The organism is Paenibacillus sp. FSL H8-0259 (assembly GCF_037963255.1).
Classification (GTDB): domain Bacteria; phylum Bacillota; class Bacilli; order Paenibacillales; family Paenibacillaceae; genus Paenibacillus_AQ; species Paenibacillus_AQ phytohabitans.
Window position 1 is genome coordinate 3,417,724 of sequence record NZ_CP150147.1, and the last position, 25,708, is coordinate 3,443,431.

24 protein-coding genes and 1 other annotated feature are annotated in these 25,708 nt (G+C 51.1%); of the genes, 20 read left to right on the forward strand and 4 right to left on the reverse strand.

Annotation, left to right across the window (positions count from 1 at the left end; genetic code table 11):
• Positions 1 to 462 precede the first annotated feature (462 nt).
• Positions 463 to 2,124 (reverse strand): methionine--tRNA ligase, encoded by a 1,662-nt coding sequence (metG, locus tag NSU01_RS14340; RefSeq protein ID WP_076245384.1) that lies wholly within the window; start codon positions 2,122 to 2,124, stop codon positions 463 to 465.
• A 115-nt stretch (positions 2,125 to 2,239) separates the two neighbouring features.
• Positions 2,240 to 2,509 (reverse strand) — a binding site (T-box leader).
• A gap of 74 nt (positions 2,510 to 2,583) precedes the next feature.
• Here metG and NSU01_RS14345 point away from each other — a divergent pair.
• The 6 genes from NSU01_RS14345 to NSU01_RS14370 all read left to right on the forward strand — a co-directional run bounded on the left by NSU01_RS14345 (position 2,584) and on the right by NSU01_RS14370 (position 6,056).
• Positions 2,584 to 3,669, forward strand: a complete 1,086-nt coding sequence (locus NSU01_RS14345; protein WP_076245387.1) for a site-2 protease family protein — start codon at positions 2,584 to 2,586, stop codon at positions 3,667 to 3,669.
• A 67-nt stretch (positions 3,670 to 3,736) separates the two neighbouring features.
• The gene (locus NSU01_RS14350; protein WP_144026120.1) at positions 3,737 to 3,952 is read left to right on the forward strand and encodes a hypothetical protein; all 216 of its coding nucleotides are present in this window, start codon (positions 3,737 to 3,739) and stop codon (positions 3,950 to 3,952) included.
• Between the two features lie 122 nt (positions 3,953 to 4,074).
• Positions 4,075 to 4,518, forward strand: coding sequence for a GNAT family N-acetyltransferase (locus tag NSU01_RS14355; RefSeq protein ID WP_042136503.1), 444 nt, complete (start codon positions 4,075 to 4,077; stop codon positions 4,516 to 4,518).
• Positions 4,519 to 4,610: 92 nt separating this feature from the next.
• Positions 4,611 to 4,847 carry a DUF3892 domain-containing protein gene (locus NSU01_RS14360; RefSeq protein WP_039297904.1) on the forward strand — a complete coding sequence of 79 codons (237 nt, stop codon included), beginning with the start codon at positions 4,611 to 4,613 and terminating at the stop codon, positions 4,845 to 4,847.
• Positions 4,848 to 5,093: 246 nt separating this feature from the next.
• On the forward strand, positions 5,094 to 5,648 hold the full coding sequence (locus tag NSU01_RS14365; RefSeq protein ID WP_042136504.1) for a hypothetical protein: 555 nt from the start codon (positions 5,094 to 5,096) through the stop codon (positions 5,646 to 5,648).
• 84 nt (positions 5,649 to 5,732) lie between these two features.
• Complete coding sequence (locus tag NSU01_RS14370) at positions 5,733 to 6,056, forward strand: DUF1292 domain-containing protein (protein WP_019911532.1); 324 nt, start codon at positions 5,733 to 5,735, stop codon at positions 6,054 to 6,056.
• Positions 6,057 to 6,173: 117 nt separating this feature from the next.
• On the opposite strand, the gene NSU01_RS14375 is transcribed toward NSU01_RS14370, so the two are convergent.
• Positions 6,174 to 7,649, reverse strand: a complete 1,476-nt coding sequence (locus tag NSU01_RS14375) for an aminotransferase class I/II-fold pyridoxal phosphate-dependent enzyme (protein ID WP_039297911.1) — start codon at positions 7,647 to 7,649, stop codon at positions 6,174 to 6,176.
• Positions 7,650 to 7,838: 189 nt separating this feature from the next.
• Between NSU01_RS14375 and NSU01_RS14380 the strand changes: the two genes are divergently transcribed.
• The 4 genes from NSU01_RS14380 (at position 7,839) to NSU01_RS14395 (ending at position 12,422) form a co-directional block, all read left to right on the forward strand.
• On the forward strand, positions 7,839 to 9,128 hold the full coding sequence (locus NSU01_RS14380; protein WP_042136506.1) for an MFS transporter: 1,290 nt from the start codon (positions 7,839 to 7,841) through the stop codon (positions 9,126 to 9,128).
• 321 nt (positions 9,129 to 9,449) lie between these two features.
• Positions 9,450 to 10,046 carry a hypothetical protein gene (locus NSU01_RS14385; protein ID WP_076245389.1) on the forward strand — a complete coding sequence of 199 codons (597 nt, stop codon included), beginning with the start codon at positions 9,450 to 9,452 and terminating at the stop codon, positions 10,044 to 10,046.
• Positions 10,047 to 10,313: 267 nt separating this feature from the next.
• Complete coding sequence (gndA, locus tag NSU01_RS14390; RefSeq protein WP_039297916.1) at positions 10,314 to 11,726, forward strand: NADP-dependent phosphogluconate dehydrogenase; 1,413 nt, start codon at positions 10,314 to 10,316, stop codon at positions 11,724 to 11,726.
• Positions 11,727 to 11,873: 147 nt separating this feature from the next.
• Positions 11,874 to 12,422, forward strand: a complete 549-nt coding sequence (locus NSU01_RS14395; RefSeq protein ID WP_042136510.1) for a shikimate kinase — start codon at positions 11,874 to 11,876, stop codon at positions 12,420 to 12,422.
• Positions 12,423 to 12,448: 26 nt separating this feature from the next.
• On the opposite strand, the gene NSU01_RS14400 is transcribed toward NSU01_RS14395, so the two are convergent.
• The gene (locus NSU01_RS14400) at positions 12,449 to 12,757 is read right to left on the reverse strand and encodes a rhodanese-like domain-containing protein (RefSeq protein ID WP_042136512.1); all 309 of its coding nucleotides are present in this window, start codon (positions 12,755 to 12,757) and stop codon (positions 12,449 to 12,451) included.
• 117 nt (positions 12,758 to 12,874) lie between these two features.
• Between NSU01_RS14400 and aroA the strand changes: the two genes are divergently transcribed.
• The 8 genes from aroA to NSU01_RS14440 all read left to right on the forward strand — a co-directional run bounded on the left by aroA (position 12,875) and on the right by NSU01_RS14440 (position 22,900).
• A complete protein-coding gene (gene aroA, locus NSU01_RS14405; protein ID WP_076245392.1) occupies positions 12,875 to 14,167 on the forward strand; it encodes a 3-phosphoshikimate 1-carboxyvinyltransferase in 1,293 nt (430 codons plus the stop codon).
• On the forward strand, positions 14,155 to 14,706 hold the full coding sequence (locus NSU01_RS14410; RefSeq protein WP_083705604.1) for a GNAT family N-acetyltransferase: 552 nt from the start codon (positions 14,155 to 14,157) through the stop codon (positions 14,704 to 14,706). The genes aroA and NSU01_RS14410 overlap by 13 nt, the downstream gene beginning before the upstream one ends.
• A 167-nt stretch (positions 14,707 to 14,873) precedes the next feature.
• Positions 14,874 to 15,308, forward strand: a complete 435-nt coding sequence (locus NSU01_RS14415) for a CoA-binding protein (RefSeq protein ID WP_042136517.1) — start codon at positions 14,874 to 14,876, stop codon at positions 15,306 to 15,308.
• Positions 15,309 to 15,542: 234 nt separating this feature from the next.
• Positions 15,543 to 16,211 carry a hypothetical protein gene (locus NSU01_RS14420; RefSeq protein ID WP_042136519.1) on the forward strand — a complete coding sequence of 223 codons (669 nt, stop codon included), beginning with the start codon at positions 15,543 to 15,545 and terminating at the stop codon, positions 16,209 to 16,211.
• An 882-nt stretch (positions 16,212 to 17,093) separates the two neighbouring features.
• Positions 17,094 to 18,980: a glucose PTS transporter subunit IIA gene (locus tag NSU01_RS14425; protein ID WP_042136521.1), complete on the forward strand. Its 1,887-nt coding sequence runs from the start codon at positions 17,094 to 17,096 to the stop codon at positions 18,978 to 18,980.
• Positions 18,977 to 20,743 carry a phosphoenolpyruvate--protein phosphotransferase gene (ptsP, locus tag NSU01_RS14430; RefSeq protein WP_042136523.1) on the forward strand — a complete coding sequence of 589 codons (1,767 nt, stop codon included), beginning with the start codon at positions 18,977 to 18,979 and terminating at the stop codon, positions 20,741 to 20,743. Before NSU01_RS14425 ends, ptsP begins: the two co-directional genes overlap by 4 nt.
• 221 nt (positions 20,744 to 20,964) lie before the next feature.
• Positions 20,965 to 21,489 carry a sigma-70 family RNA polymerase sigma factor gene (locus NSU01_RS14435; RefSeq protein ID WP_081969963.1) on the forward strand — a complete coding sequence of 175 codons (525 nt, stop codon included), beginning with the start codon at positions 20,965 to 20,967 and terminating at the stop codon, positions 21,487 to 21,489.
• Position 21,490: 1 nt separating this feature from the next.
• Positions 21,491 to 22,900, forward strand: a complete 1,410-nt coding sequence (locus NSU01_RS14440) for a hypothetical protein (protein WP_076245394.1) — start codon at positions 21,491 to 21,493, stop codon at positions 22,898 to 22,900.
• 103 nt (positions 22,901 to 23,003) lie between these two features.
• Here NSU01_RS14440 and NSU01_RS14445 read toward each other — a convergent pair whose 3' ends face one another.
• Positions 23,004 to 23,528 carry a type 1 glutamine amidotransferase domain-containing protein gene (locus tag NSU01_RS14445; RefSeq protein ID WP_042136527.1) on the reverse strand — a complete coding sequence of 175 codons (525 nt, stop codon included), beginning with the start codon at positions 23,526 to 23,528 and terminating at the stop codon, positions 23,004 to 23,006.
• Positions 23,529 to 23,811: 283 nt separating this feature from the next.
• Between NSU01_RS14445 and NSU01_RS14450 the strand changes: the two genes are divergently transcribed.
• Both NSU01_RS14450 and ccpA read left to right on the forward strand, forming a co-directional pair.
• Entirely contained in the window at positions 23,812 to 24,267 is a 456-nt protein-coding gene (locus tag NSU01_RS14450) for a hypothetical protein (protein WP_076245396.1), read from the forward strand.
• Positions 24,268 to 24,642: 375 nt separating this feature from the next.
• On the forward strand, positions 24,643 to 25,653 hold the full coding sequence (gene ccpA / locus NSU01_RS14455; RefSeq protein WP_036695017.1) for a catabolite control protein A: 1,011 nt from the start codon (positions 24,643 to 24,645) through the stop codon (positions 25,651 to 25,653).
• Positions 25,654 to 25,708: the final 55 nt, after the last annotated feature.

The window sequence follows — 25,708 nt, forward strand, 5'->3', positions numbered from 1 at the left end:
CGGTCTGCGGATAAGGATGCTTTTTTGAGTTGCGCCGCATACCGCAGGTGTTCGGAATCTTGTGAAAACGGAAATAGGTAACAAGTAAAAGGTAGTAGGTAGCAGGTGACAGGTAGCAGGTGACGGGTGATAGGTGACAGGCGACTGACGACAGGCGACAGGTGACAGGTGACAGGTGACAGGTGACAGGTGACGAGTAACAGGTAGCAGGTTTACTGGAGCAAGTGTTCATCGCAAAAGTGAAGCGGACTGAGAGGACCCTATTTCCCGAAAAAGCCGCATTTTGAGGCTGCAACGGACTGAGTGCGTTATTTTGTTCATCCGGCCCCAAAATGAGGGGCGGCCGGGCATATAAGAGATTCTCAGTCCGATTGACCCGGGAATCTGCCTGATTTGCAGGAATAGAGGAATCTCAGTCCGCCTCATCAGCCAGCTGACGAGGAGATGATGAAGTTTTCCGCCTCAGTGCTGCAAGCTCTTAAGCCGCTCGGTCTCCTCCTCAATCCGCGCCACATCAATCCGTTCGAACAATAATTCCAGCCCCTGCACCCGCTGATGCGCCGGAACGTCTACCGGCTGCCAGACAGGCTGTTCAAGGGCCAGAAACCCCCTGATCTTGCCGCAGGAGAATGGAATGAACGGGTTCAACAGGTTGGATAGATTAGCAATGATCTGTACACAGGTATACAGCGTGCTGGCACAGGCGGCGGGGTCATTCTTAATCTGCAGCCACGGCTGCTGCTGATCGAAATATTTGTTGGCCTGGCGGATATGGGTGAAGACATGCTCGAGCGCTTCTTTGAAGCTGCCCCCCTCAATAAGTCTCCCGGTCTCACTGTACAATGTATTAATGCTGCCGGCCCATGCGGCATCCAGTGTGCCCTCAGGCACCTCGCCATTCCATAACTTATTCACGAATACCAGACTGCGGTTGACGAAATTACCGAAGGCACCCAGCAGCTCGCTGTTATGGCTGTAGATGAATTCTCTCCACGAGAAGTCGGCATCCCGTTTCTCGGGACCGTTCGCCGTCAGGAAATACCGGATGGAGTCCGGATCGTAGCGGCAGAGAATATCTGGTACCCATACGGCCCAGTTACGGCTTGTGGAGAATTTCTCCCCTTCGAGAGTCATGTATTCACAGGAGAAGATACGGTCCGGCAGATGAAGGTCTCCAGCACCCAGCAGCAGAGCCGGCCAGATCAGGCTGTGAAAAGGCACATTATCCTTGCCATGCACATAATAGGCTGTAATGGGAGGGTACCCGGCGTCCTTGTTCTCAGTGGATTCAAGCCAGAAATCCTCCCAGAGGTTGCCAGTCCCGGCAGCCCACTGCTTGCTGGCGGACAGATAGCCGCTGACCGCTTCAATCCACACATAGATTTTTTTGTCCGTGAAGCCATCTACAGGAACATCTACCCCCCAATCCAGATCCCGCGTTGCGGCGCGGTCCTGCAGTCCTTCCTGCAGATATCTGCGGGTTAAACGCACAGCATTGTCTCTCCAGCCCTGCGCAGAATCCACATAATCTGAGAGTGCGCATTGGAAGCTGGACAGTGACAAATAATAATGCAGGGTGGAACGCAGCACCGGCGGGGTTCCGCAGATTTTGCAGGTACGCTCCAGCAGGTCAACCGGGTCGAGTATCGTAGAACAGTAATCACATTGGTCACCCCGGGCCTGCTGTCCGCAGACCGGGCAGATTCCCTCTACATAGCGGTCCGGCAAGTAGCGCTGATCCTGCTCACAGTAGCATTGGAGCGTAGACTTCTGGTACAGATGGCCGTTATCCAGCAGCTTAAGGAACAGCTCCTGCACCACACTGTGGTGATGCTCCTGATCGGTCCGGGTGTATAAGTCATAGGTGAATCCAAGCGAACGGAAGCAATCTGTGAATTCCTGATGATATCTGCTGGCGAATTCACCAGGGGATACACCTTCCTGCGCCGCCTGCACAGCGACGGGAGTGCCATGGCAGTCACTGCCGGAGACATACAGCACAGCGTCGCCTTTGGCACGGTGATAGCGGGCCAGGATATCTCCTGGTAGAATACTCGCAAGCCTGCCCAGATGCAGGGAGCCATTGGCATACGGCCAAGCCCCTCCGATAAAAATGTTTGTCATGTCATTGTCCTCCTATAAGTTTTGTTGACAGATGTTTCCTTGAAACGGATTCGGACAAATCCCTTTCGGAAAACATGTTTAGATTTCTAAGCGCACAAAAAAGACTCTCATCCCCAAAAGGGACGAGAGCCTGTGCTCACGTGTTACCACCCAAATTCATCAATGCCTTGCGGCATCCACCTCTTCAGGTACGTCCGCATAAGCCTGCGGGTATACCCTAGCATGGTAACGGATGCGGGTTCCGGCGCAGCCTACGTCCCGTTTATGCGGGCTTCGATGCGCAGCTCTGAGACCATATTCCCGTGGGTTTTCTTTGCTCCTTTTCAGCGGCCGGAGCTCTCTGTGAAAGAATTGCCAAGGTACTCTTTCTCTTCATAGCTATTGTGGTTATCCTAATTACTGGATATCATATATGCAGGTGATGGCTTATGTCAACACCAGATATAGAGATAAAGGAGAATGAGACTTTTGCCGGAAAAAAAGCAGGAAAAGAAAAGCTCAGGCATAATGGGATGGCTTGGTAGTGCGGGAGTACTGCTGCTGCTGAAGGGCAAAACCATTCTGTCTCTGCTTAAGCTGGGGAAGATTGCGGGACCGCTGATTTCGATGATGGTGTCTATCTGGGCCTATGCACTGATCTCACCATGGCAATTTGCAGTGGGCTTCGTTGCCTTATTATTCGTTCATGAGATAGGCCATGTTATCGCTGCCAAGCGGATCGGGCTGCCGGTGAGCGCACCGCTGTTTGTTCCTTTTATGGGAGCACTCATTACGATGAAGAAACAACCGCTGGATGCCAGAGAGGAAGCCTACGTTGCTTTTGGAGGTCCCATTCTGGGGAGCATTGGCGCGGCCGCCGTCTTCGGAGCAGCTTATTACTATCACAGCCCGCTGCTGTATTCACTGGCTTATGTCGGATTCTTTATAAACCTGATCAACCTGCTGCCGATTCATCCGCTGGATGGGGGAAGAATTGCAACTGCGGTTACCCGGTGGTTATGGCTGGTGGGTCTGGTTGGAGGTCTGGCTGTGATCATCTATCTGAAATCTATTCTGTTCGGTATTATCTGGCTGTTATTTGCCTATGACATGTACAAGAAATATATCAGCCGGCGCACGAAGAATCAGATGCATGCCGTATTGAAGAGCTTCCTGATACCGATTGAAGATTTGCAGGATCAAGGGTATCTGATTCCCGGACCTGAGCACAAAAGGGAACTGCCTTTTACCACCTACAGTGATTTGAACCGCCAGCAATATCTTGGTGTCCGCTGGGACAATCTGGACTACTACGGTACAACGACTATGCCTGTGCAGTCCATTATCGATAAAGTCCGGATCGTACAGCTGGACCAGCTGTATGTGGATGCTAAGCTGCAGCTGAAGATGCAGTGTGAGATCAGTTTTACAGTGTTTGATAATGATAAATATTATGATGTGCCGGCCGCGTTACGCTGGAGATATGGTATTGCTTATTTTGTACTCGCAGGCTTTCTCGGCGGCATGATGTACCTTGTGCATATCGTTGGCAATGTAAATCTGTAAGAAATCGTTTATGAAGCCCCTGATTCGTCAAAGCTGTATAGAGCCAAGAAGAACAGGGGGTACAATTATGCGCAGGTCAATAGTGTGGAGCGGGGTCATTGGAGTATGTGTGATGCTGGGGACGGCCGGATGTGCGGCTGGCGGTGAGTCTCCCGGGTATACGGGGATTCATAAGATGAACGGGCTGGATGGCAGACTGGATACACCGGATAGTCTTATATCACCGGTTATGCAGGATGTGTACGACCGTTCGATTCCGGAAGAGGTGTATTCCATTCAGTAGTCCGGCGGACGCGGCTTATCCGTCTTCCCTATCCCTGAAGAACAGAGGCTCTATACAGGATATTAAAAATTCTGTATAATGGCTCAATGTTGATTGGACCTATAGAGAGGGGCTAGAGGAGAATGGCAGTGGAAATCGTACATGTCACTACAGAGGAGCAGCTCCAGATGGCGCTTGCGATCCGCAATAAGGTATTTGTGGAGGAACAGAAGGTGCCGGCCGAAGAGGAGATTGATGAATATGATGTGATCGGTGACAATGCGCATCATTTCCTGCTTAAGGACAACGGGGAGCCGGCAGCTACCGGAAGACTGATTTATTACAAGGCAGAGACCGCTAAAATGCAGCGGATTGCTGTTCACGAGCATTACCGGTCCAAGGGTTTCGGACGGATTTTGCTGCTCGCTATGGAGGGGCATGCCCGTGAACTCGGCCTGGTAGCCTCTATTCTCGACGCCCAGTGTCATGCAGAAGCCTTTTACAGCAAACTGGGCTATGAAGTAATTTCCCCGGAGCCCTTCTATGATGCCGGTATTCTTCACGTGAGAATGCAGAAAACGCTGTAATCAGCCCGGGTACATACTCTTTCGATTCTATGGACAAGCTATCTGTGAGCCAGATTGATGGCTAATCCCAGGCGCGAAGGAGAAGATCCTAAGTGATGAACAACGAACGTGAACGCTTTATTGCAGCCCAAAGAAACGGTGATGGTGATCTGACCAAGTTCCAGACCTCTTCCGGCCGTGTGCTGGATTATCAGCAGGCACTTCAGGAGGTTCAGTCCGGGAGTATTGCCGGAGTCAACGCATTCAAAGGGAAAGACGGCGAAATGTATATTCGCGGCGATGCAGATGGGGATCCTACCAACAATCTGGATCAGCTTCCGCAATTTTAACCAGGCATAGATAACAGGATGAAACGGCCGGGCAAGCATCTATTTTGATGCTAATGTCCGGCTTTTTTTGTTTTGTGAGGAGGGCACATTTCCCTGAAATTCCATAGATTCCATACCGAAACCGGTTGCATAATGATGCATGTTTCTTTTCTACTGCAAAAAGAAATAATTCCCTGAATTCTGCGCAACTTGTCGAAGGGTTGGTAGTATACATTAACAGCATGAATTATTTGGAGGGGCTCTACAATGAGATGGAAAAAAATTGCTCTATGCGTGGTTGTGTTTTCCATGATGGGAAGCTCATATTTGTTCGCTGACGCTGTAAACCAGAAAATCAAAGTGTGGAGCAATGGAAAGGAAATAGCCGATGGGGGCTATTTGATTGACGGCAAGGCCTATATCCCTGCGAGAGAAGCGGGAGGTGTCGTCAGCTGGGACGGTTCAGGCAAAGTGACGATCCTCAAGCCTAATGTGCATATTGTGCTGTTCAAGGGCGATACGGTATTCGGCAATGTAAATACAGGCAAGCTGAAGATGAAGATCCTTACCCAGGTTGACAGCCTGAAGGACAGCGTCTCAGCTGTGAAGGTGTCAATCACCGATCCGTCAGGGAATGTGAAGGATATTCTGGAGGATGCCGGCGGCTCGAAGAATGAGGACTTCTGGTTCTCCACCCCGGAATTCACCTATGATTTCAAAGAATCCGGCAAATACAGTGTAGGGTTCTTCATCAAGTCATCCAAGAGCGGAGATTACGTTCTTGTGTCAGAAAAGGTGGTTACGGCTTCGGCCAAGAATTAACCGGGGTCTGCAAATTGACCTGAACTTATCTTACGTGTTACGATACCAAATGTAGGATAATTCAATTTAAAGTGAGGTATTTCAATGAGCGATCACAAACATGAGCATGGCCATGAACATGGTGAAGCATGCGGTTGCGGACATGATCACGACCATGAGCACGAGGAGTTTGTGCTGACCTTGACGAACGAGCAGGGCGAAGATGTAGAAATGGTGCTGGTAGAAACGTTTGACGTAGGCGAGAAGTTATACGCACTGCTGCTCGAGCGCGAAAACCCTGAAGCAGACGGCATCATTCTGCGTATGGAAGAAGAAGACGAAGAAATGGTTCTCTACAACATTGAAGATGAAGCTGAATGGAAAGCTGTTGAAGAAGCTTACAACGAGCTGCTGGCCCAGCAAGAATAGATTTCAGTGAATCAAGTACTTAGGCTTGCTGTCTTGGACAAGACAGCACCGCCTAATACCAAAACCCCGATACTGTAACAGTATCGGGGTTTTGTATTGCTGCAGGGCCAGAGCCGATTAAGAAATCGGCTCAGCCTCTACAATTACTTTGATGTTGGTGATGCTGCGGTCCTCAGGGCCTTTGACCGGCAGGCCGATTTCCACATGGTCGATGATATAGTCAATGTTATCTTGGGTAATAACTTCACCAGGGAGAAGAATCGGGATGCCCGGCGGATAAACATAGATGAATTCTGCAATAATGTAGCCTGCAGACTCCCGGAAGGGAACCAGCTGTGTATCGGCGTAGAAGGCATCTCTCGGAATCAGGGCCAGCTGCGGAATATTCGGCACCTGCACCTTCATCTCATAGATCTCACCTTTGCTGTAATGGATCGCTGAGAGCACGCGCAGAGCGGCTAACAACTTATCTACCGATTCTTGGGTATCTCCAGGGGTAATCAGGCAAAGAATATTATACATGTCGCTGAGTTCTACTTCGATGTTATACTTCTGACGCAGCCAGTTCTCGGTTTCGTATCCGGTAATGCCCAGATGGCGGACGTGAATGTTAAGCTTGGTCGGGTCGAGATTAAAGGTTGCCTCTGTACCGAGAATTTCTTTGCCGAAGCTGTACAAGCCTTCAATGCTGTTAATAGCGTCCCGGGCATAGTTGGATAAAGCGATGGTTCTGGAGGCCATCTCATGGCCGTTTAGCGCCAGGTTGCGTCTGGAGGTATCCAGAGAAGCAAGCAGAATATATGATGTTGAAGTTGTGGTCAGCATGCTGAGAATGGTTTGTACCCGCTGAGGGTTAACAAGACCTGTCTTGGCATTGAGATTCAGTACCGAGCTCTGCGTCATGGAGCCGCCCAGTTTATGCACGCTGGTTGCTGCCATATCCGCACCGGCCTGCATGGCCGATACCGGTAATTCCTCATGAAAATGAATCAATACTCCATGTGCCTCGTCCACAAGTACGGGAACCCCGTAACTGTGGGCCAGGTCGACAATCGAACGCAGGTCGGCGCACACGCCAAAATACGTCGGATTGATAACGAGGACACCTTTGGCATCCGGATGGCGCCTCAAAGCCCGTTCGAGCGAGCTTGTGGTTATGCCGTGGTCTATCCCAAGATTCTCATCCTGTACAGGAGAGACGAAAATAGGCTTGGCTCCGGAGAAAATAATGGCCGACATCACTGATTTGTGAATATTGCGCGGCACAATAATTTTATCTCCTTCTGAGCAGACAGAGAGGATCATAGTCATGATGGCATTGCTCGTGCCTTGTACACTGAAATACGTGTAATCGGCGCCGAAGGCCTCTGCAGCCAGCTTCTGAGCTTCAAGAATAACCCCGGTGGGCTGATGAAGGTCATCAAGCGGTGCAATATTGATCAAATCTATGGATAGAGCGTTATCGCCGATAAACTCACGGAATTCGGCATCGGTCCCTAGCCCCTTCTTATGTCCCGGAATATGAAATTGAACTGGGTTTCCGGCGGCATGCTTTTTAAGAGCTGTGAAGAGGGGAGTTACATGTTGATCCATTTAATGCTGTCACAACCTTTCGCGAAGAGTCGATTTTTCAAAATATAAGGAAGTATTAGTTTACACTAAACTTCATCCTTATATTTCTCGCTGAAACGGATACCGTCCATTTGAGGACGGACTAGCCATTTCTGCTTGAGCAAGCATCAGTATAACAAATCAATCAACATAATACTAGGATGTGATGAAATGTCTGGCAAAGTAGCGCAGCGTATGCATATCAATTTGGCCTCACCGTTCATTGTGGAGATGTGGGTCATTATTTTTCTGGTCGAATTCGTCAAAGGATCGCTGCTGGTAGCCCTGCTTCCAGTCTACATGGAGAATATTCTGGGCCTGTCGGTGACGGTGGTCGGCTTCGCCTTTGCCCTGCAGTATCTGGGAGATAATCTGTTCCGCAGCCCGTTCGGCTGGGTGATGGAGCGGATTGGCTACCGCTGGACGATGACAGGTGCGCTGCTGCTGATTCTGGTGGCTGTCGGAATGATTATCTATGCCAAAGATGCAACCACATTGTCTATTGCCTGTCTAGTCCTGGGCATCGGAACTTCGCCGCTATGGCCTTGTACTATGACCGGGATTACCGAACTTGCCGGTTCTACGGAAAGCGGCAGCAGCGGGGCGGCTATGGGTGCTGTGGAGATGGCGTCGCTGGCCGGTACCGGGATTGGCCCGATTATCGTCAATTTCATGATGGACCATGGCGGACAGAGCTACCGTACAGTATTCCTGGTGCTGATGGGCTTCGCCGCTGCCGTAGTGGCTGTAGCACTGCTGCTGCCTTCTAGAATTGGCGGCCATGCGCCTCATGTCGTCCGTGAGATGAATCCCGAAGGGACTGCAGTGCCGCGCACGCCGCTGCGGCCGCTGCAGAGCCTGAAGCGGACCTGGCATCAGGTCAGAACTTCCCTGAAGGTAAGCCGGCTGCTCTTCCCGGCGCTGTTCCTGCAGGCTTTTGCCATCGGGCTCATGACCCCGGTGGTTACTTTGTTCGCCCGCTCCGAGCTGCATGTGACGCCTAACCAGTTCAGCCTGCTGCTGATTGCCGGCGGGGGCATCACGGTGCTGGCGCTGATTCCGGCGGGCAAGCTGGTTGATAAAATCGGGACATCGGTCTTCCTCAACATCGGCTTCCTGCTGGCAGCCTGTTCCCTGGCGTTCTTCTCGCAGGTCCGCTGGCTGCCGCTGGCCTTCGTTGCCGTGGCGCTGGTCGGAATAAGCTATGCGCTTATTCTGCCGGCATGGAATGCCTTCCTGGCCAAGCAGGTTCCCAAGGGAGAGCGGGGGACGGTCTGGGGCCTGTTCCTGACGCTGCAGGGCTCAGGAATGGTTGCAGGTCCCGTGTTGTCCGGCAAGCTGTGGGATTCCGTCAGCCATAGTGCGCCTTTTCTGGCCAGTGCAGGTGTAATGGTCCTGCTCTTCGGCCTGCATTTGCTGATTGTCCACCGGACGAAGCTGAAGCAAGGAAGCGCGCATTAAGTGCTGCTTATATTAAAGTATTAGGAAATACTAAAGCCGCAGACAGACCGGTAAACCCGGCTGCCTGCGGCTTTTATATATTTATTTTGCACAATAGACCGGGGAATGACTTCAAAAGTAGGGTCTGGCGTTTGGAAAAGGCGGAAAGCGGGTAAAAATAGTCAATAAACCAAGTTACCGCTACATAAAATGAAGTATAAAATAAGTGTAAGACGAAGGCAAAATGATGGGGCGTATGTGGAGGTCCGGCAGTCAGTTCTACTTCTAAAGTTAGGCCATGAAACTGGCTATGCTGTAACCAAGCAGTTAGGGGGGAGTGCCGTGAACAAAAATGACGAAGTGGAGTACTGCAATCTGGAGCTCCGGTTTGACAGACAACATATCCAGGACTTGATCAAGGATCTGATAAAGGAAGGCTATTCCCTTTACTGGAGTGAGAATGAGAATGTTTTTCTTATTTCGGTGCGCACCGGACGCAAGCTTGTGAAGCTGCGCTTCCAGCGGATTAAGGATGGCTTCAAGCTGGTGGGAGATTATATGATCCGTGATGCGCGCCTGGCTGAATGGATGGAGAAGCTGATTGGTGATATGCGCGGCCATGCCGTAGTCAAACGTTTCCGCGACCGCCAGATTATTATTGAGAATATTCTTTTCGGCGAAGTGATCCGACTGGTGGAGATTTCCGGATATCAGCAGCGTGTGCTGTATCAGAAAGGTCCGCTGCTATCCGATCAGGAACTGACGAAGCTGTTCTACTCTATTGAAGGCGAGGAGCGGATCCGTGACCGCCGGCTGGAGGTTGATGAGCAGCTGGACCGGCTGAGTGAAGCCATGCACAATAAGGATTCTGCAGAGGTGGAGGCTTGCACGGCCAGGCTGAACATTCTGACCAGGGAGCTTGCCGCGCTTGAATGGTGAAATTGAATGAATTATCTTCTGTTCAAGGCATCCCGCTATGGGGTGCCTTGAACTTTGTAATGCAAGTTGCGTGCAGGGGTTCACTTCTGCGCTCAAAACCGTTAAAATAGTCATTGTGAGCAATTTCCCTGATTCTTAGGACTTTGTCAATGAAATTGATCTCTCTTTCGCAGGCGGAACTTTGCTGTCTCTGACAAAGGGTGGTATTCTTATACTGCGAGAAATGGATTTCACAAAAAATACAGGGTGCAAAGGGTGGAGAACCAGATGTCAAAACAACAAATCGGCGTCATTGGCTTGGCGGTAATGGGCAAAAATTTGGCTCTTAACATCGAGAGCAAAGGCTTTAGCGTATCCGTGTTTAACCGTTCCCCGGAGAAGACACATGATCTGGTCGCAGAAGCAGCAGGCAAGAACCTGGTAGGTACTTTCTCAGTTGAGGAGTTTGTACAATCCCTGGAAGTGCCGCGCAAAATCCTGATTATGGTTCAGGCGGGCAAAGCAACCGATGCTACCATTGAGCAGCTGCTGCCGTTCTTGGATCAGGGCGATATTATTATCGATGGCGGTAACGCTTATTTCCCTGACACTGTTCGCCGCAGCAAATATCTTGAGGACAAAGGCTTCCGTTTCGTAGGTACTGGCGTATCCGGCGGCGAAGAAGGCGCACTGAAAGGTCCTTCCATTATGCCTGGAGGTCAGGAAAGCGCGTATAAGCTGGTTGAACCTATTCTTACGGCTATTTCTGCCAAAGTGGACGGAGAGCCTTGCTGTACATATATCGGACCGGACGGTGCCGGGCACTATGTAAAAATGGTGCATAACGGCATTGAGTACGGCGACATGCAGCTGATCGGCGAAGCGTACCATTTGCTGAAAGATGTGCTGGGCCTGGATGCCAAGGAACTGCACAACACCTTCGCAGAGTGGAACAGCGGCGAGCTGGACAGCTACCTGATCGAAATTACTAAGGATATCTTCGCGCAGTATGACGAAGAAACCGGCAAACCCATGGTAGACGTCATTCTTGATGCTGCCGGACAAAAGGGTACCGGCAAATGGACAAGCCAAAGCTCGCTGGATCTCGGCGTGCCTCTGTCCATGATCACCGAATCCGTATTCTCCCGCTTCCTGTCTGCAATGAAGGAAGAACGCGTTGAAGCCAGCAAAGTGCTGAGCGGTCCTGCTGCTGTAGCCTTCGATGGTGACAAGGCTGAATTCATCGAGAACGTGCGTAAAGCATTGTTCGCCAGCAAAATCGTATCGTATGCACAAGGCTTCGCACAGCTGCGTGTAGCTTCTGATGAATACGGCTGGGATCTGAAATATGGTGAACTGGCCAAGATCTGGCGCGGCGGCTGCATTATCCGCTCCCGGTTCCTGCAGAACATCACGGATGCCTATGCCAATAATGCAGACCTGAAGAACCTGCTGCTTGATCCGTTCTTCAAGGATGTTATGGATAACTACCAATCCGCATGGCGCAAAGTTATTGCTTCGGCCGTAACCCTGGGTATTCCGGTTCCAGGCTTCTCCAGTGCGCTTGCTTATTATGACAGCTACCGCACTGAACGCCTTCCGGCGAACCTGCTGCAGGCACAACGCGATTATTTCGGCGCCCACACCTTCAAACGCGTGGACAAAGAAGGCGTGTTCCACCACAACTGGCTGGCTGAGTAATTGTAACCGCCCAGCTTAGGCTATAGAGAGCCCGAAATGCTTTTCGCTTCCTGCGGAGAGCTTTCGGGCTTTTTTGCACCTCTGCTGCATTGTGCAAACTTTTCACCCTGTGTTATGATATGACAAATGTCGCGGTTGGAGGTAGTTATGGCTGGGGATCAGGAAGAACGGCAGAATATACGGGAAATAACAGAGAACAGAAATATCATACTCGTCGGAATGATGGCTACGGGGAAGTCAACGGTAGGCGCTATGCTGGCTGAGGAGCTTGGATATGAACTGGTTGATCTGGATGCAGTGATTACGGAGAGTGAAGGCCGGAGTATTGCGGAGATTTTTGCCGCAGGCGGCGAAGAGGCTTTCCGGAAGATTGAATCGGCCGTACTGAAGCGGATGCTGCAGGGTGAGCGCAGAATAATCTCTACAGGCGGAGGCGCAGTGCTGGCACCCGGTAATGCGGAGGTTATGCTCGAGCAGGGGCTTGTTGTGGCGCTTACGGCCACTGAGGAAGCGATTATCGCCCGTGTCAGCGGGGATGAGAACCGGCCGCTGCTCGCCGGCAATGCCGAAGAACGGGTCCGCGCTATTATGGAGCAGCGCAGGGAGGCTTACCGTTTCGCGCACTGCACGGTCGATACAACGGAGCTGAATGTGGCCGAAGTCTCACAATATATTTTAATGCATTACCGCGCTTGAGCTTTTAAGTGTGTTCGTGGCTTGGACTAGGCTTGTCCGGTTTCATTCCATTCAATCATGCCGCCGCTCAGATTCGAGCCCTTAATGCCGAATTGCTGCAGATATTCGCAGACACGCTGGCTGCGGTTGCCGGAACGGCAAATGAAGATGATCTCAGTATCAGCCGGAAGCTCATCAGTCTGCTGCGGGATCTGGCCCATTGGGATATGCTGCGCACCGGGAATCATGCCGAAGGCAACCTCATCATCTTCGCGGACGTCGATCAGAACAAGCTCTTCGCCTGAAGCGAGCCGCTCACGCAGTTCCTGTGGTGTAATCTGTGGGATTTCATTCATGGTTGTACCCTCTTTTCTGTCCTAATAGAATGTATCAATGATAACACAACTGCGGATTACCCTGTCAAACGGGGCCGTACATACAGAAACTATATTACTTTAAGGAGCGCTTAGATTATGGACGTTATTGTTAGGCCAACGCCGACGCTGCAAGGAGAATTCGGAGCTCTGTCATCCAAAAATTACACAACACGCTACCTGCTGGTAGCTGCCCTGTCGGAAGGAGTCAGCACGATTTATCATCCCGCGCACAGTGAGGACAGCGATGCCATCCGCAGATGTATCGCCGATCTCGGGGCTGTACTGACCGAAGATGAGGAGAAGATTGTAGTTCAGGGGTTCGGGCGTCACCCGCGTGATGTCAAAGAGCTGAATGTCGGGAATGCCGGCGCCGTGCTGCGTTTCCTGATGGCGGTTGCCGCGCTCAGCCCGGAGGTCACTTTCGTGAATACGTATCCGGATTCACTAGGCAAACGCCCGCATGATGACCTGATTCAGGCGCTGGGCCAGCTTGGTGTAGAGGTGGAGCATAATAATGGAAGGCTGCCGATCACTATTCGCGGCGGTAAACCGCAGGGCGGACGGATTACCGTATCCGGTGCTGTAAGCTCACAGTATCTTAGTGCGCTGTTGTTCCTCACGCCGCTGTTAGAGGAAGACAGTGAAATTATTGTACTGGATGATCTGAAATCCAAAGTGGTCATTGGCCAGACACTTGAAGTCATGGAGCAGGCAGGCATTACTGTACATGCTGCTGACGATTACATGTCCTTCAAGGTGCCGGGTAGGCAGGCTTATGCGGCCAAGTCATATACGGTTCAGGGGGATTACCCGGGTTCGGCAGCCGTACTTGCTGCCGCAGCGGTGACGAAGTCGGATGTGACGATTCACCGTCTGGCTGAGAAGAGCAAGCAGGGGGAACGCGCGATTGTTGATGTGCTGCGGATGATGGAAGTGCCGCTCACGCATGAGAATGGTACCGTGCATGTGCAGGGCAACGGTATTCTGAAGGCAGTAGAATTCGATGGTGATGCAGCTACGGACGCTGTGCTGGCCATGGTGGCCGCTGCCGTATTTGCTGAAGGAACCTCACGCTTCTACAACGTTGAGAATTTGCGATATAAGGAATGCGACCGCATTACCGACTACCTGGCCGAGCTGACCCGTGCTGGTGCGAAGGTGGAGGAGCGCCGTGACGAGATCATTGTCCATGGCACGCCCGAGGGTGTTGAAGGCGGCGTAACCATTAACGCGCATTATGATCACCGCGTAATTATGGCGCTTACTGTAGTGGGCCTCAGAGCCCGTCAGCCGCTGCGGATCAAGGATGCCCATCATGTCGCGAAATCTTACCCGCAATACTTTGACCATCTGCGTTCGCTGGGTGCGAATGTGGAATGGGTAGAATAACAAAGGTGGGTCCGTTAAATATCAATCCGCTCACGGAGGATGATATTTCTCCGGTATCGGATCTTTATAAGCTTGCGATTACGGATGCTTTTGAAAGCGACGGACTGGGTCACCTGCAGGGTGACATTCAGCAGGAGATTGAATCCAAGATACGAATGGCAGCAGCGTCTCTTAATCCGCTGAATTCAGACATCTGGTTCTGGGTCGCGAGAATTGACGGTAGGGTTGTCGGCACCATTTCTTATGCTCCATGCGGAGAAGACATCAGGGTCTGCACCGGGAATCAGCTTGATGCTGTAGGCGAGCTGGGCAGTCTGTATGTTTTGCCTGAATATCAGGGGCAAGGGATTGGGTCGGCTTTGATTGCAATGCTCATGGTATTTCTTCGGGAGCAGGGTATTGATCGGTTCTGCCTGGACAGCGGCTACAGACGTGCACAAACCAGGTGGCTGCGGAAATTCGGAGAACCCTATGTGATAGTTAAGGATTATTGGGGTCCGGATTCTGTCCATATGGTCTGGCTGTGTACGGTAAGCTGAGGGTTCTGCCGCACTAACGGCACCGCATCTCCGGCCGCACGGCTTCAAACCGGCCTGTTTAAGAATGGATTCGGCCGTTGCGGGAGTCATGTGAATTTGGAACTTGGTACGCTCCGCTGTATGATGTATTTATAACGAACATCTAACCACGGGAAGGGGAAATACACATGAGCTTTGAGAATCCAAGCAGGGAAGAAATCGGAGATATTCTGGCTGGAGCAGGCAATATTGCCGTAGTTGGCCTATCTGACAAAACGGACCGCACCTCGTATATGGTCGCAGGCGCTATGCAGAGCCGGGGGTACCGGATTATTCCGGTCAATCCATCGGTAGACGGGGAGATCCTGGGTGAGAAATGCTATCACACGCTGGCGGAAATTCCTGAGCCGGTGGATATTGTGAATGTATTCCGCCGCAGTGAATACTGCGCGGCTGTAGCGCAGGAAGCCGCAGATATCGGAGCGCGCGTGCTCTGGCTGCAGCAGGGCATCATCAGCCAGGAGGCGGCTGACATCGCAGCTGAACACGGCATGATCGCCATCATGGACCGCTGCATCAAGGTGGAAGAGGCGATTACGATGAAGGGCCGGAGCCGGGGGTAAGTGCTCGGTTGCAGCCGGATGAAAGAGCTCATAGGGGAGCCGGAGTAAGCTCCGGCTTCTGGTTTTCATAATCCGGAATGCTGGAACAGTGCGAAGCCTTGGAATCCGAATGTTGCTCATGCAGAATATAGATTTTATTGATTGCGATTGCTATACTTGAAACAGACGAAGAACGTCCTTTACTCCATTTCATGGGGGAAGGGCGTTTTTTTTATTTTACAGGAGGTCATTCATATGGACTTTGAACAGGCACATTGCACGTTTATTGAGATGCATACTAATGAAAGAGCTGGTGAACGGCGGGGGAGGCTGGTGCGTGGACACAACTATGCGGAGAAACTGTTTTTACAGAATGTATGGTGGCCGTTGTTTGAGTCGCTGGAGCATCTGCATCCGGAATACGAAGTGTATGACTGGAACCGCAAGTCGCAATTTTTGGATTTTGCTTTTCTGCCTGCAAGCGGCCGTCGTTTCGGAATTGAATGCGATGGTTTTCAGAGTCATGTTAAAGACGTGGACCGTGAAAAATTCAGCTATGCACTTAACAGGGATACCTTCTTAACGGGAATGGGCTGGAAAATGCTGCATTTCTCATTCGACGATATCCGGCAGCGTCCGGAGGTATGCCGGATGCTGCTGCAGCTGGCGTTGGCACCTTATTTAGCCCGGAGTACAGCCGCTCAGCATTTGATTTCTGAAGAGATGGATGTGTTAAGACTGGCATGGCGGATTGCACGGCCGCTTCGTCCCAAGGATGTGACTGAATATTTACACATCAATTTCCGGACGGCGCGCAAGCTGCTGATTGCCTTGAGCGATAAAGGACTGCTTAAACCTGTATTTTCAAAGGAACGGGTGCGGTACTACGAGGTTAGCACAATGCGGTCCGATATCGTATGGTGACTTCAGAACACTCAGAACACTCAGAACACTCAGAACACTCAGAACACTCAGAACACTCAGAACACTCAGAACACCCTTCCTTTGCGTGACAACTAGTAATGTTTCAGATTAAGGTTGCGCCAATGACAGCTGATCAATGCTGAAGTTCCTACTTTTACTGCTAAAGTTTTTAGGCCATCCGGTGTAGTAGGAGATAAGTGTATTTAGTACAACTAAAATGTGCTCTACAAGGGGTTTTTCAGGAATAACTGCACTTCGTACAATTAAAAAACAGATTTTTGCGATTTAAGCGGAATTGAACCTGAATAGTTGTACAGAATGCAATTAAAATAAAATATAAGATCTCCTAGTCAATTATAGTTGTACAAACTACACTTATTCAGTCGCAGGAGTCGCAGGAGTCGCAGGAGTCGCAGGAGTCGCAGGAGTCGCAGGAGTCGCAGGAGTCGCAGGAGTCGCAGGAGTCGCAGGAGTCGCAGGAGTCGCAGGAGTCGCAGGAGTCGCAGGAGTCGCAGGAGTCGCAGGAGTCGCAGGAGTCGCAGGAGTCGCAGGAGTCGCAGGAGTCGCAGGAGTCGCAGGAGTCGCAGGAGTCGCAGGAGTCGCAGGAGTCGCAGGAGTCGCAGGAGTCGCAGGAGTCGCAGGAGTCGCAGGAGTCGCAGGAGTCGCAGGAGTCGCAGGAGTCGCAGGAGTCGCAGGAGTCGCAGGAGTCGCAGGAGTCCTGCGACTGACCTGCATTGCAGAGGATAGTTTGTGTCAGGTAAAAGTATCCTGGTAATCGCCCCCGAGCCAGGCTATCCTTGCTGTGTTTGTTTACACGTATTCTTTTGACAAAAACTGCTGCAGCGCTTACCATTCAATATAGAAAGAAAGGAGAGGGTCACCTTGAATTGGCTCGGATCTTTGCAGCAGTTAGGCAGAGCCATTATGCTTCCTACCATGGTGCTTCCGGCGGCGGCCATCCTGCTGAGTCTGGGCAGCTTACCGTGGTCTGCATGGGGACTTTCTTCGGTATCCGAAGTGACGACATACGCTGGGCAAGGAATATTCTATTTCATGCCTTATTTGTTTGCTGTCGGTGTGGCGTGGGGATTGTCCAATCAGGCCGGACCTGCCGGACTGGCAGCGCTCGCAGGGATGTTCACTTATGACCGGATTGTTTCCAACATGGGAGACGGGGCTGTACAGCCTGCAACATTAATTGGTATTATCCTTGGGATTGTAGCCGGCGTAGCGCATAACCGGTTTAAGAATATCAAACTGCCGGAGGCGATCCAGTTTTTCGGAGGGTCGCGTTTTGTACTGCTCTTTATGGGTTTGTTCTCGGCGCTGTTCGCCTGGGTGATGCTCGGCGTATCACCGCTGCTCCAACAGCTGCTGAATGATCTCTTCCGGGTCGTGCAGGTTACCGGCGGATATGGAGTATTTGTCTACGGGGTATTATACAGGGTGCTGACGGCCTTTGGCCTGCATCATATTCTCAATAATGTATTCTGGTTTCAGCTGGGCTCCTTCACGACGCCTGACGGAAGTGCGGTCGTGCAAGGGGATTTGCCGCGTTTTTTTGCCGGTGACCCTACAGCGGGGATCTTCATGGCCGGGCTGTTCCCGATCATGATGTTTGCCTTGCCTGCGATCGCCTTTGCTATTATCCAGGAAGCGCGTGAGGACCTCAAGCCAAAGATCAAGAAGACTTTTTTGCGTGCCGCTTTGGTCTGCTTTCTGACCGGGGTGTCGGAGCAGATTGAGTTCGCGTTTCTGTTCGCTTCACCCTATTTGTTCGCGCTGCATGTAGTCATGTCCGGCCTTGCCATGGTACTGACCTACTCGCTCGGCATTCATCACGGGTTCTCGTATTCGGCAGGTGCGATCGATTTCTTCCTCAATCTGCATCTGTCCCAGCGGGCCTGGCTGCTGATTCCGATCGGGATCGGCTATGGCATCGTCTACTATAATGTGTTCCGCTGGGCGATACGCCGCTTCCAGATTCCTACACCGGGCCGGGAAGAAGGGTCCGAGCTAGGGGACTGGGCGGGGAATATACCTTATCAGGCTCCGCTGATTCTGGAGGCGCTGGGCGGCAAAGAGAATATCGTACAGGTACAGGCCTGCATCACCCGGCTAAGATTAACTGTGCATAACGACCGTTTGATAGATACAGGAGCACTCAAGGGGCTTGGCTCCGCAGGCATTATCAAGCTGGGCGGCGGCAACGTGCAGGTCGTCTTCGGCACATACTCGGAGCTGATCCGCGAAGAGATTGACAAGCTGATGCTGCGCGATTTGCCGCAGGTGCTGTTCAGCTCGCCCATCCAGGGCCGGATGATGCCAATCGAAGAGGTGCCGGATCATATTTTCGCAGCGAAGCTGGTCGGGGACGGAGTAGCCTTTTTCCCGGAAAAAGGAGAGCTGGTCTCGCCCGTATTCGGCAAGGTGATGCATGTATACCCTACAATGCACGCAGTGGGTATTTCTACACCCGAAGGGCTTGAGGTGCTTATGCATATAGGGATTGATACTTCGCAGCTTAAAGGGCCGTTTGAGGCGCTTGTACAAGAGGGTGACAGCGTGGAGCCCGGGCAGCTGCTGGTCAGATTTGATCTGGCTTTCTTGAAGGAGCATGCCGCTTCACTCGCTACACCTATGGTCATTACCAATCCGGACCGCGTAAAATCCTGGAGCTATGCTCCATTTAAAAATGTTAAAAAGGGGCAGTCGTCAGTCATGTCCGTTGTTCTACACGAAAGTAATGTTGGAGGGATCGAAGCATGATACAAGGCATAGGCGCCGCAGCAGGTGTTGCCATCGGGAAGGCCTTTGTCTTGCCGAACTGGGAATGGAGTCTGCCGGACACTCAGGTGAATCCGGTGGATCTGGCTAAGGAGTTTGAACGTTTATACGAAGGGATCCGCACCTCCAAGGATGAGATCGAATTTATCAAAAGAGAATTCCGGGAGGTCGTCGGGCCGGAGGAATCGAGTATTTTTGATGCCCATCTGGCGATCCTGGACGACCCTGTGTTCATGAGCGAAATCCGCGGCATTATCGAACGCCAGTATAAAGCGGCCGAGGTGGCGGTTAAGGAAGCCATTGACCATTTTGTAGCTATGTTCGATCTGCTGGACGATGAGTATATGAAGGAGCGGGCGGTGGATATCAAGGATGTCGGCAACCGTCTGCTGAAGCATCTGCTGGGTGCGCCGGAAGTTACCCTTCCGTCCGATACACAGCCTTATATTCTTGTGGCGAAGGAGCTCTCTCCGTCCCAGCTGGCGCATTTGAACCCGGCCTATGTGCTGGGCATTGTCACGATGATGGGCGGCAAGACTTCGCATTCCTCCATCATGGCCCGGGCGCTCGGCATTCCGCTGGTCGCGGGCCTGGAGAACAAAATCATTACCCCCATTCAGACCGGGGACATGCTGGTGCTCGACGGGGAGACCGGAGCAGTGATGCTCCATCCGGATGAGTCCACCGTGCGGGATTTCACCTCCAGACGTGCCAAGCAGCTCAAAAAGCGGGAACAGCTGGAGCTGCTCGCTACCGTTGAAGCTTTCACCAAAGACGGCGTATCTCTTCGTCTGGCCGGCAATATCAGCTCTGTGAAGGAGCTCAATATGGCGCTGAAATATGGAGCCGAAGGTGTGGGACTGTTCCGTACGGAGTTTCTGTATATGGACCGTAATACGTTCCCGACGGAAGATGAACAGTTTGAAGTCTATAAGCTTGTAGCTGAAAAAGTCGGCAAGGAGTCTGTAGTCATCCGCACTCTGGATATCGGAGGAGACAAGCATCTGGATTACTTCCAGCTGCCGGAGGAGCAGAATCCGTTCCTCGGCTACCGCGCGATCCGCATCAGTCTGGACCGCAAGGACATGTTCAAGACGCAGATGACGGCAATTCTGCGGGCCAGCCATTACGGCAATGTCCGGATGATGTTCCCGATGATCTCCTCCGTAGAAGAGGTTCAGGCTGCCAAAGCCGTGCTGGAGGAAGTGAAAAGCGAGCTGGACAGCCGTGGGATTCCATATGACCGCAAGCTGCCTGTGGGCATTATGATTGAGGTACCAGCCGCTGTTATGATTGCCGATCTGCTGGCGGAGGAAGTGGATTTCTTCAGTATCGGCACGAATGATCTGGTGCAGTACGTACTCGCTGTGGACCGGATGAATGAGCAGATTGCCCATATGTATCATCCCTACCATCCGGCAGTGCTGCGCATGATCAAGATGACCGTGGATGCGGCCCGCAGCGTAGGGATCGATGTCAGTGTGTGCGGTGAGATGGCCGCAGATGAACGGTCATTACCGCTCTGGCTGGAGCTCGGAATCAGTGTGCTGAGCATGTCGCCTCAGGCGCTGCTTAAGGTGAAGCACCGTACCCTGAACACGCTGGCTTCCGAAGCCAGAGAAGTTGCCAAGCTCTGCTTCCGTAACCGGACCAGCTCGGAGACAGAGGAGCAGCTGAGTGCCTTTGCAGGGCGCAGCGGAATTACGCTGGGTGCAGGCGGGGATTCCAAAGAAAAAACGTCATAACCATTAACGGGCACACATAATGAGCTTATCTAATATAAAGTCCGGCGTGGTGGTCAACCCATACACGCCGGGCTTTTTGCTGTGAATCACAGCTGTTACAGACTCCTCAAAGAGAGAATTTCTAACCCGTTTATCTTATTTGTCCCAAAAAAGTAAAACCGTTTGCGGCGCTGCGCAGTCAGTATATACAGAAATCAAAAAAAGCAGAGGGAGGATGCGGGATGGAGAATGTTTGGGAAGGCGAGCGGATGCGGGTCTTAAATGAGCAGGAACAGCTGTTCATCAGCCGGGTGCTAGAGCAGAAGAAAATACTCTACAGCATAGCCTATAGCTACTTGCGGAGCGAGGCGGAGGCACTTGAAGTTGTGCAGGAAACTACATATAGAGCCTGGGTCAAGCGTGGGAGCCTGAAGGATACAGAGCGATTTGCACCATGGCTGACAAGAATTCTGATCAACTGCTGTAAGGATGAATTGAAGCGGAGGAAACGTCTGGCGTCTCCTGGTCCGGTTCAGATTAGCGGCGGCCTGCAGGAGATGACCAGTGACCGCAAGCTGGATATGGAGCAGGCGCTGAATGGGGTCAAGCCGAAATACCGCCAGGTGCTTGTGCTGAAGTATTACCGGGATATGACACTGACCGAAATCGCCGAGGTGCTGGGCAAGCCTGAAGGGACGGTCAAAACTTGGCTGAACAAGGGACTGAAGCAGCTGCGCGACAAAATGAGAATTAGAGGGGGACTATAGGATGGCTACGAGTGAAGAAACACTGCTGAAGGAGTATTATCACAGTCTGTCAGTCGAAGCGGATGAAATTGCTGAGCTGAAGCTGAATGCTGCAATTCGCAAGGGGATAACCCGGTCGCAGAAATTCAATATGTCTCTAAAAGCGCGTTATGTTTTAGGTTCGGCGGCTATGCTGGCGATTCTGCTGCTGTTCGTTTTTCCTTGGGGGAGCGAGGCTTTGAAGCCGCGAAGTGGTGCTTTGAGTTCGCAGGTAACGGTGCAGGATATGAAGTGGTTCGAAGCTTACAGCAAAGTTGCCGGAAGTGATTCTACAGTTAATTCAGCATTGGCGGCAGGTCTCATTAAGCCGATAAGCGGTGCAACAGCAGAGACGGATGGGTATGTTCTGACAGTGGAAGCCGTTGCAGCAGACCGGATGGGAATCCTCTTTTTCTATAAGCTGGAGAATAAGAACTTAAGTGCATCTGCTTATTCGCTCTCAGTGACTACAGTTGCAGATATAGAACTAGGACAAGGGGCTTACTTCAGCAGTAATCCGAAAGCTGTATCTGGAGTAACACGAGGATACCAAAAAGCACTTTGGAACCGCAATTATACGAAGCTGCCGGAGCGGATGGCGGTAAAGCTGAGTGTGGTGGGGCCGGTAGGCGGGGTGGTCGATGGCATACAGAACTTTGCGACAACCACTGAGGTGTATGTCCCGATTACCATTGAGCAGAATGCTGTTGCACAGTCCGGAGAGACCGTATCCATTAACCGGACTATGGAAATCGCTGGCCAGGATGTTGAGATCGGGGACGTATATATAGCTGCAACTGGCATTTATGTGGAAACTGCATACAGCCCGCAGAATTCCGTGGAAATATTCGGTCTGAACAGCCCGCATATTCTGCTTGGAGGCGGTAATGATTTCACTGCATTGTATTCAAAAGCATCGATTAATGTTGAGGGCAAACAGTTCCTCGTATTCCCTGGCAGTGAATTGTCACCTGGAACCATGAAGCTGCAAATAGACGGTATCAATGGACTAGAGAAATCTGCCCAGGAGCTGATAGTAGATACGGATAAGAAGCAAATTATCAAAGGACCTGACGACCGCCTGCGGATAACCGCTGCGTCTAATACTCATAGCTTGATTATGGAATACCAAAGACCCAGCAATAAAAGCGCTGGTTATAATGCAAATGTAATTCTGGATCAGACATTCAAGGACGGAGCAGGCAAACTGCATACGGCTACGTATAATTCCGCGGTGCCTCTTATTGATTCTGCTCATGCTGATGACAAGGTTCCTCCGTTTCAGTATGGATACAAGCTGGGAACGGCTGAGCTGCCGCAGCCTTTGACATTCAAGATCATCAGTTACCCGAATCTGATTAAAGGTTCAGCAGAGCTTACTCTTCGCAAATAACACAATGTAATTTAAAAAAGCCCTGCTCGCCGCTACAGCGGTGAACAGGGCTCTTCATGTATCTTCACGTATTAGTTTCATTTAATTTCAATATGTTACGGCCTTATTCTCCCGCCAGCGCATCGCAGAAAGCCTTGCCGTAAGGCGGCAGATCCGGTGGACGGCGGGCGGAAATGATATGTCCGTCGGTTACCACAGGCTCGTCCTTCCAGATGGCTCCGGCATTCTCCATATCATCACGGATGCCGGGAGTGGAGGTGACGGTTACACCCTCCAGTATTTTGGCAGAGATCAAGACCCAGCCGGCATGGCAGATCTGCCCGATCGGCTTCTTGGCGTCGTTGAAATCCTGCACCAGCTTCAGTACTGCGCTGTAACGGCGGATTTTGTCGGGAGCCCAGCCTCCGGGTACCAGGATGCCGTCATAATCGGCTGCGTTCAGTTCATCCCATGAATATTCAGCAGTGGCGGGTACGCCGTATTTGCCCACATAGGTCTTGTTTTTCTCCAGCCCGGCCAAATGAACCTCGGCGCCTTCTTCCCGCACGCGGTACACAGGATACCAGAGCTCCAAATCTTCAAACTCATCATCTACAAGCGCTATAACCTTTTTGCCAGCCAGTCTCATTCCATGCAGCTCCTTCCGGTTAATAACATCTCGGTTCTAAGCCATTCTATCAAAAGAAAAAGTTGAAGTCACTTTTCATATGGTAAAGTTTAAGTATTTTGCCAATTAAATCATTATATGCAAAACGGCAGGGATTCGCAGGAGTAAGGTCGAATATAGCATCTGAACAGGTAACCTTACGTGTTTTTTGAAAGATAATGGATAGGCTTCACGCAATAATTGTTCCAGGACGGCGTAGCTGTTTCTGCTTGGATTATTAAAAGATCATTCTGAGGTGTGGGAGATGTATAAAGATAATTTAATGAAGAAGTCATGCGGCTGCGGCGGGATCATGACCATACATATGCATACGCTGATTTATAGTGCAAAGATCAAAATTACTCATGTACCGGTATATACCTGCAGGCAGTGTGCCCGCTATGAACCTTTGCCCGTGATCAAACGGGATCTGGGGAAGCTCATCGGTGAGCTTGTTGCTACTCCGCCTGGCCGGAAGCAGCTTTCGTTTGCGGAGCGCAATGAGTGGGCCAGTGTGCTGAAGGAAACGTTTGCTACCGGTTTATTTGCCGGCGGGTTGCCTGAACTGGAAGAGTCCATCCGGAGTGCGATTCAGGGGCGGATTGATCTGCTATTGGACATTTACCGCTTAGCTGCAGATATGTCCGACAGGTCATGGATGGGTGAAACTGGACTTAGACTGTCCCAATTAACGGCTCAATCGGCAGAAAGTGCCAAATAAATGGCGTTTTTTGGCGTTTTGAAAAATTTTTCTGCAAAATCAATGAAAATATTTCAGCGAATGTTGGATTTTTCACGCACTTTTTGATACGATAGAAAGAGATTACAGGATTGCTGCAGCTGTCCGGTGGTTGGAGCGCAATATCGGCTTTGATCCGCCGCTGCATTTCTGAAATTTAAAGCGTTTTACGGCTGGGAGTTATTGGAGTATCAGGAATTGGCGGAAGGCGTTAAAGCCGCGCCAGGACTGGCGTTTCAACCTTTGAAAGAAATTTTGAAAGGAAAATGAAGCGTTATCATTGCACAATTGTATAAAGTGTCGTATCATAATTTTAATTAGTCGAACGATAAAATTTATCGCAATGGAGAGAGTAATTTGACGGTAACCATTTACGATGTAGCTCGAGAAGCAGGCGTATCTATGGCTACGGTATCACGGGTTGTGAATAATAACCCGAACGTGAAACCGCAGACCCGGAAGAAGGTTTTTGAAGCGATTGAGCGTTTGGGCTATCGTCCAAATGCCGTGGCGAGAGGTCTCGCCAGCAAGAAAACGACAACCGTTGGGGTTGTTATCCCTGATATCTCCAACTCGATTTTTGCGGAAATTGCACGCGGGATTGAAGATATTGCCAATATGTATCACTACAATATCATTTTGTGTAATGCGGACAAGCGCAAGGAGAAGGAAATTCGTGTTATTAACACGCTGCTTGAGAAACAAGTGGACGGGCTGCTCTTCATGGGCGGAACCGTTACGGAGGAGCATATTCAGGCCTTCCAGACCTCAGCAGTTCCAATTGTGCTCTGCGCCACTCGTGATGAGAAGGGCACCTACCCTTCCGTCGATATCGATCATGAGACGGCTGCGTTTGATGCAGTGAACACGCTCATCCGTCACGGCCACCGTGAGATTGCAATGATCAGCGGAACACTGCAGGATCCCGCGAACGGCTATGCCCGGTTCCACGGCTACAAGAAAGCGCTGGAAGCGGCAGGCATTGAGTACCAGGAGGATCTGGTCCGCATCGGTAACTATCGTTACGAATCCGGTGTCGAAGCCATGAAGTATTTCCTCGGTCTCAAGAAGAAACCTACTGCTATTTTTGCAGCAACCGATGAGATGGCCATTGGGGCAATTCACAGTATTCAGGATGAAGGATTGAAGGTTCCAGACGATTTCTCGATCATCAGTGTCGATAATATCCGGATGGCATCTATGGTTCGTCCTTTGCTCACTACTGTGGCACAGCCAATGTACGATCTGGGAGCCGTAGCGATGAGACTGCTGACAAAACTGATGAAGAAGGAAACGGTGGAGAACCCACGGGTTATTCTGCCGCATGAAACCATTCTTCGCCTGTCCGTCAACCATGTGAACAAATAAGATTTGTCCGTTCAACAAGTGAATATAAGGTACGTAGAAAGCTCCTTCGGGAGCT

Coding starts and splice junctions, on each gene's coding strand:
- metG (WP_076245384.1), bottom strand. CDS start 2,124: ATGACAAACATTTTTATCGGAGGGGCTTGGCCGTATGCCAATGGCTCC.
- NSU01_RS14345 (WP_076245387.1), top strand. CDS start 2,584: ATGAGACTTTTGCCGGAAAAAAAGCAGGAAAAGAAAAGCTCAGGCATA.
- NSU01_RS14350 (WP_144026120.1), top strand. CDS start 3,737: ATGCGCAGGTCAATAGTGTGGAGCGGGGTCATTGGAGTATGTGTGATG.
- NSU01_RS14355 (WP_042136503.1), top strand. CDS start 4,075: ATGGCAGTGGAAATCGTACATGTCACTACAGAGGAGCAGCTCCAGATG.
- NSU01_RS14365 (WP_042136504.1), top strand. CDS start 5,094: ATGAGATGGAAAAAAATTGCTCTATGCGTGGTTGTGTTTTCCATGATG.
- NSU01_RS14370 (WP_019911532.1), top strand. CDS start 5,733: ATGAGCGATCACAAACATGAGCATGGCCATGAACATGGTGAAGCATGC.
- NSU01_RS14375 (WP_039297911.1), bottom strand. CDS start 7,649: ATGGATCAACATGTAACTCCCCTCTTCACAGCTCTTAAAAAGCATGCC.
- NSU01_RS14380 (WP_042136506.1), top strand. CDS start 7,839: ATGTCTGGCAAAGTAGCGCAGCGTATGCATATCAATTTGGCCTCACCG.
- gndA (WP_039297916.1), top strand. CDS start 10,314: ATGTCAAAACAACAAATCGGCGTCATTGGCTTGGCGGTAATGGGCAAA.
- NSU01_RS14395 (WP_042136510.1), top strand. CDS start 11,874: ATGGCTGGGGATCAGGAAGAACGGCAGAATATACGGGAAATAACAGAG.
- NSU01_RS14400 (WP_042136512.1), bottom strand. CDS start 12,757: ATGAATGAAATCCCACAGATTACACCACAGGAACTGCGTGAGCGGCTC.
- aroA (WP_076245392.1), top strand. CDS start 12,875: ATGGACGTTATTGTTAGGCCAACGCCGACGCTGCAAGGAGAATTCGGA.
- NSU01_RS14410 (WP_083705604.1), top strand. CDS start 14,155: ATGGGTAGAATAACAAAGGTGGGTCCGTTAAATATCAATCCGCTCACG.
- NSU01_RS14415 (WP_042136517.1), top strand. CDS start 14,874: ATGAGCTTTGAGAATCCAAGCAGGGAAGAAATCGGAGATATTCTGGCT.
- NSU01_RS14420 (WP_042136519.1), top strand. CDS start 15,543: ATGGACTTTGAACAGGCACATTGCACGTTTATTGAGATGCATACTAAT.
- ptsP (WP_042136523.1), top strand. CDS start 18,977: ATGATACAAGGCATAGGCGCCGCAGCAGGTGTTGCCATCGGGAAGGCC.
- NSU01_RS14435 (WP_081969963.1), top strand. CDS start 20,965: ATGGAGAATGTTTGGGAAGGCGAGCGGATGCGGGTCTTAAATGAGCAG.
- NSU01_RS14440 (WP_076245394.1), top strand. CDS start 21,491: ATGGCTACGAGTGAAGAAACACTGCTGAAGGAGTATTATCACAGTCTG.
- NSU01_RS14445 (WP_042136527.1), bottom strand. CDS start 23,528: ATGAGACTGGCTGGCAAAAAGGTTATAGCGCTTGTAGATGATGAGTTT.
- NSU01_RS14450 (WP_076245396.1), top strand. CDS start 23,812: ATGTATAAAGATAATTTAATGAAGAAGTCATGCGGCTGCGGCGGGATC.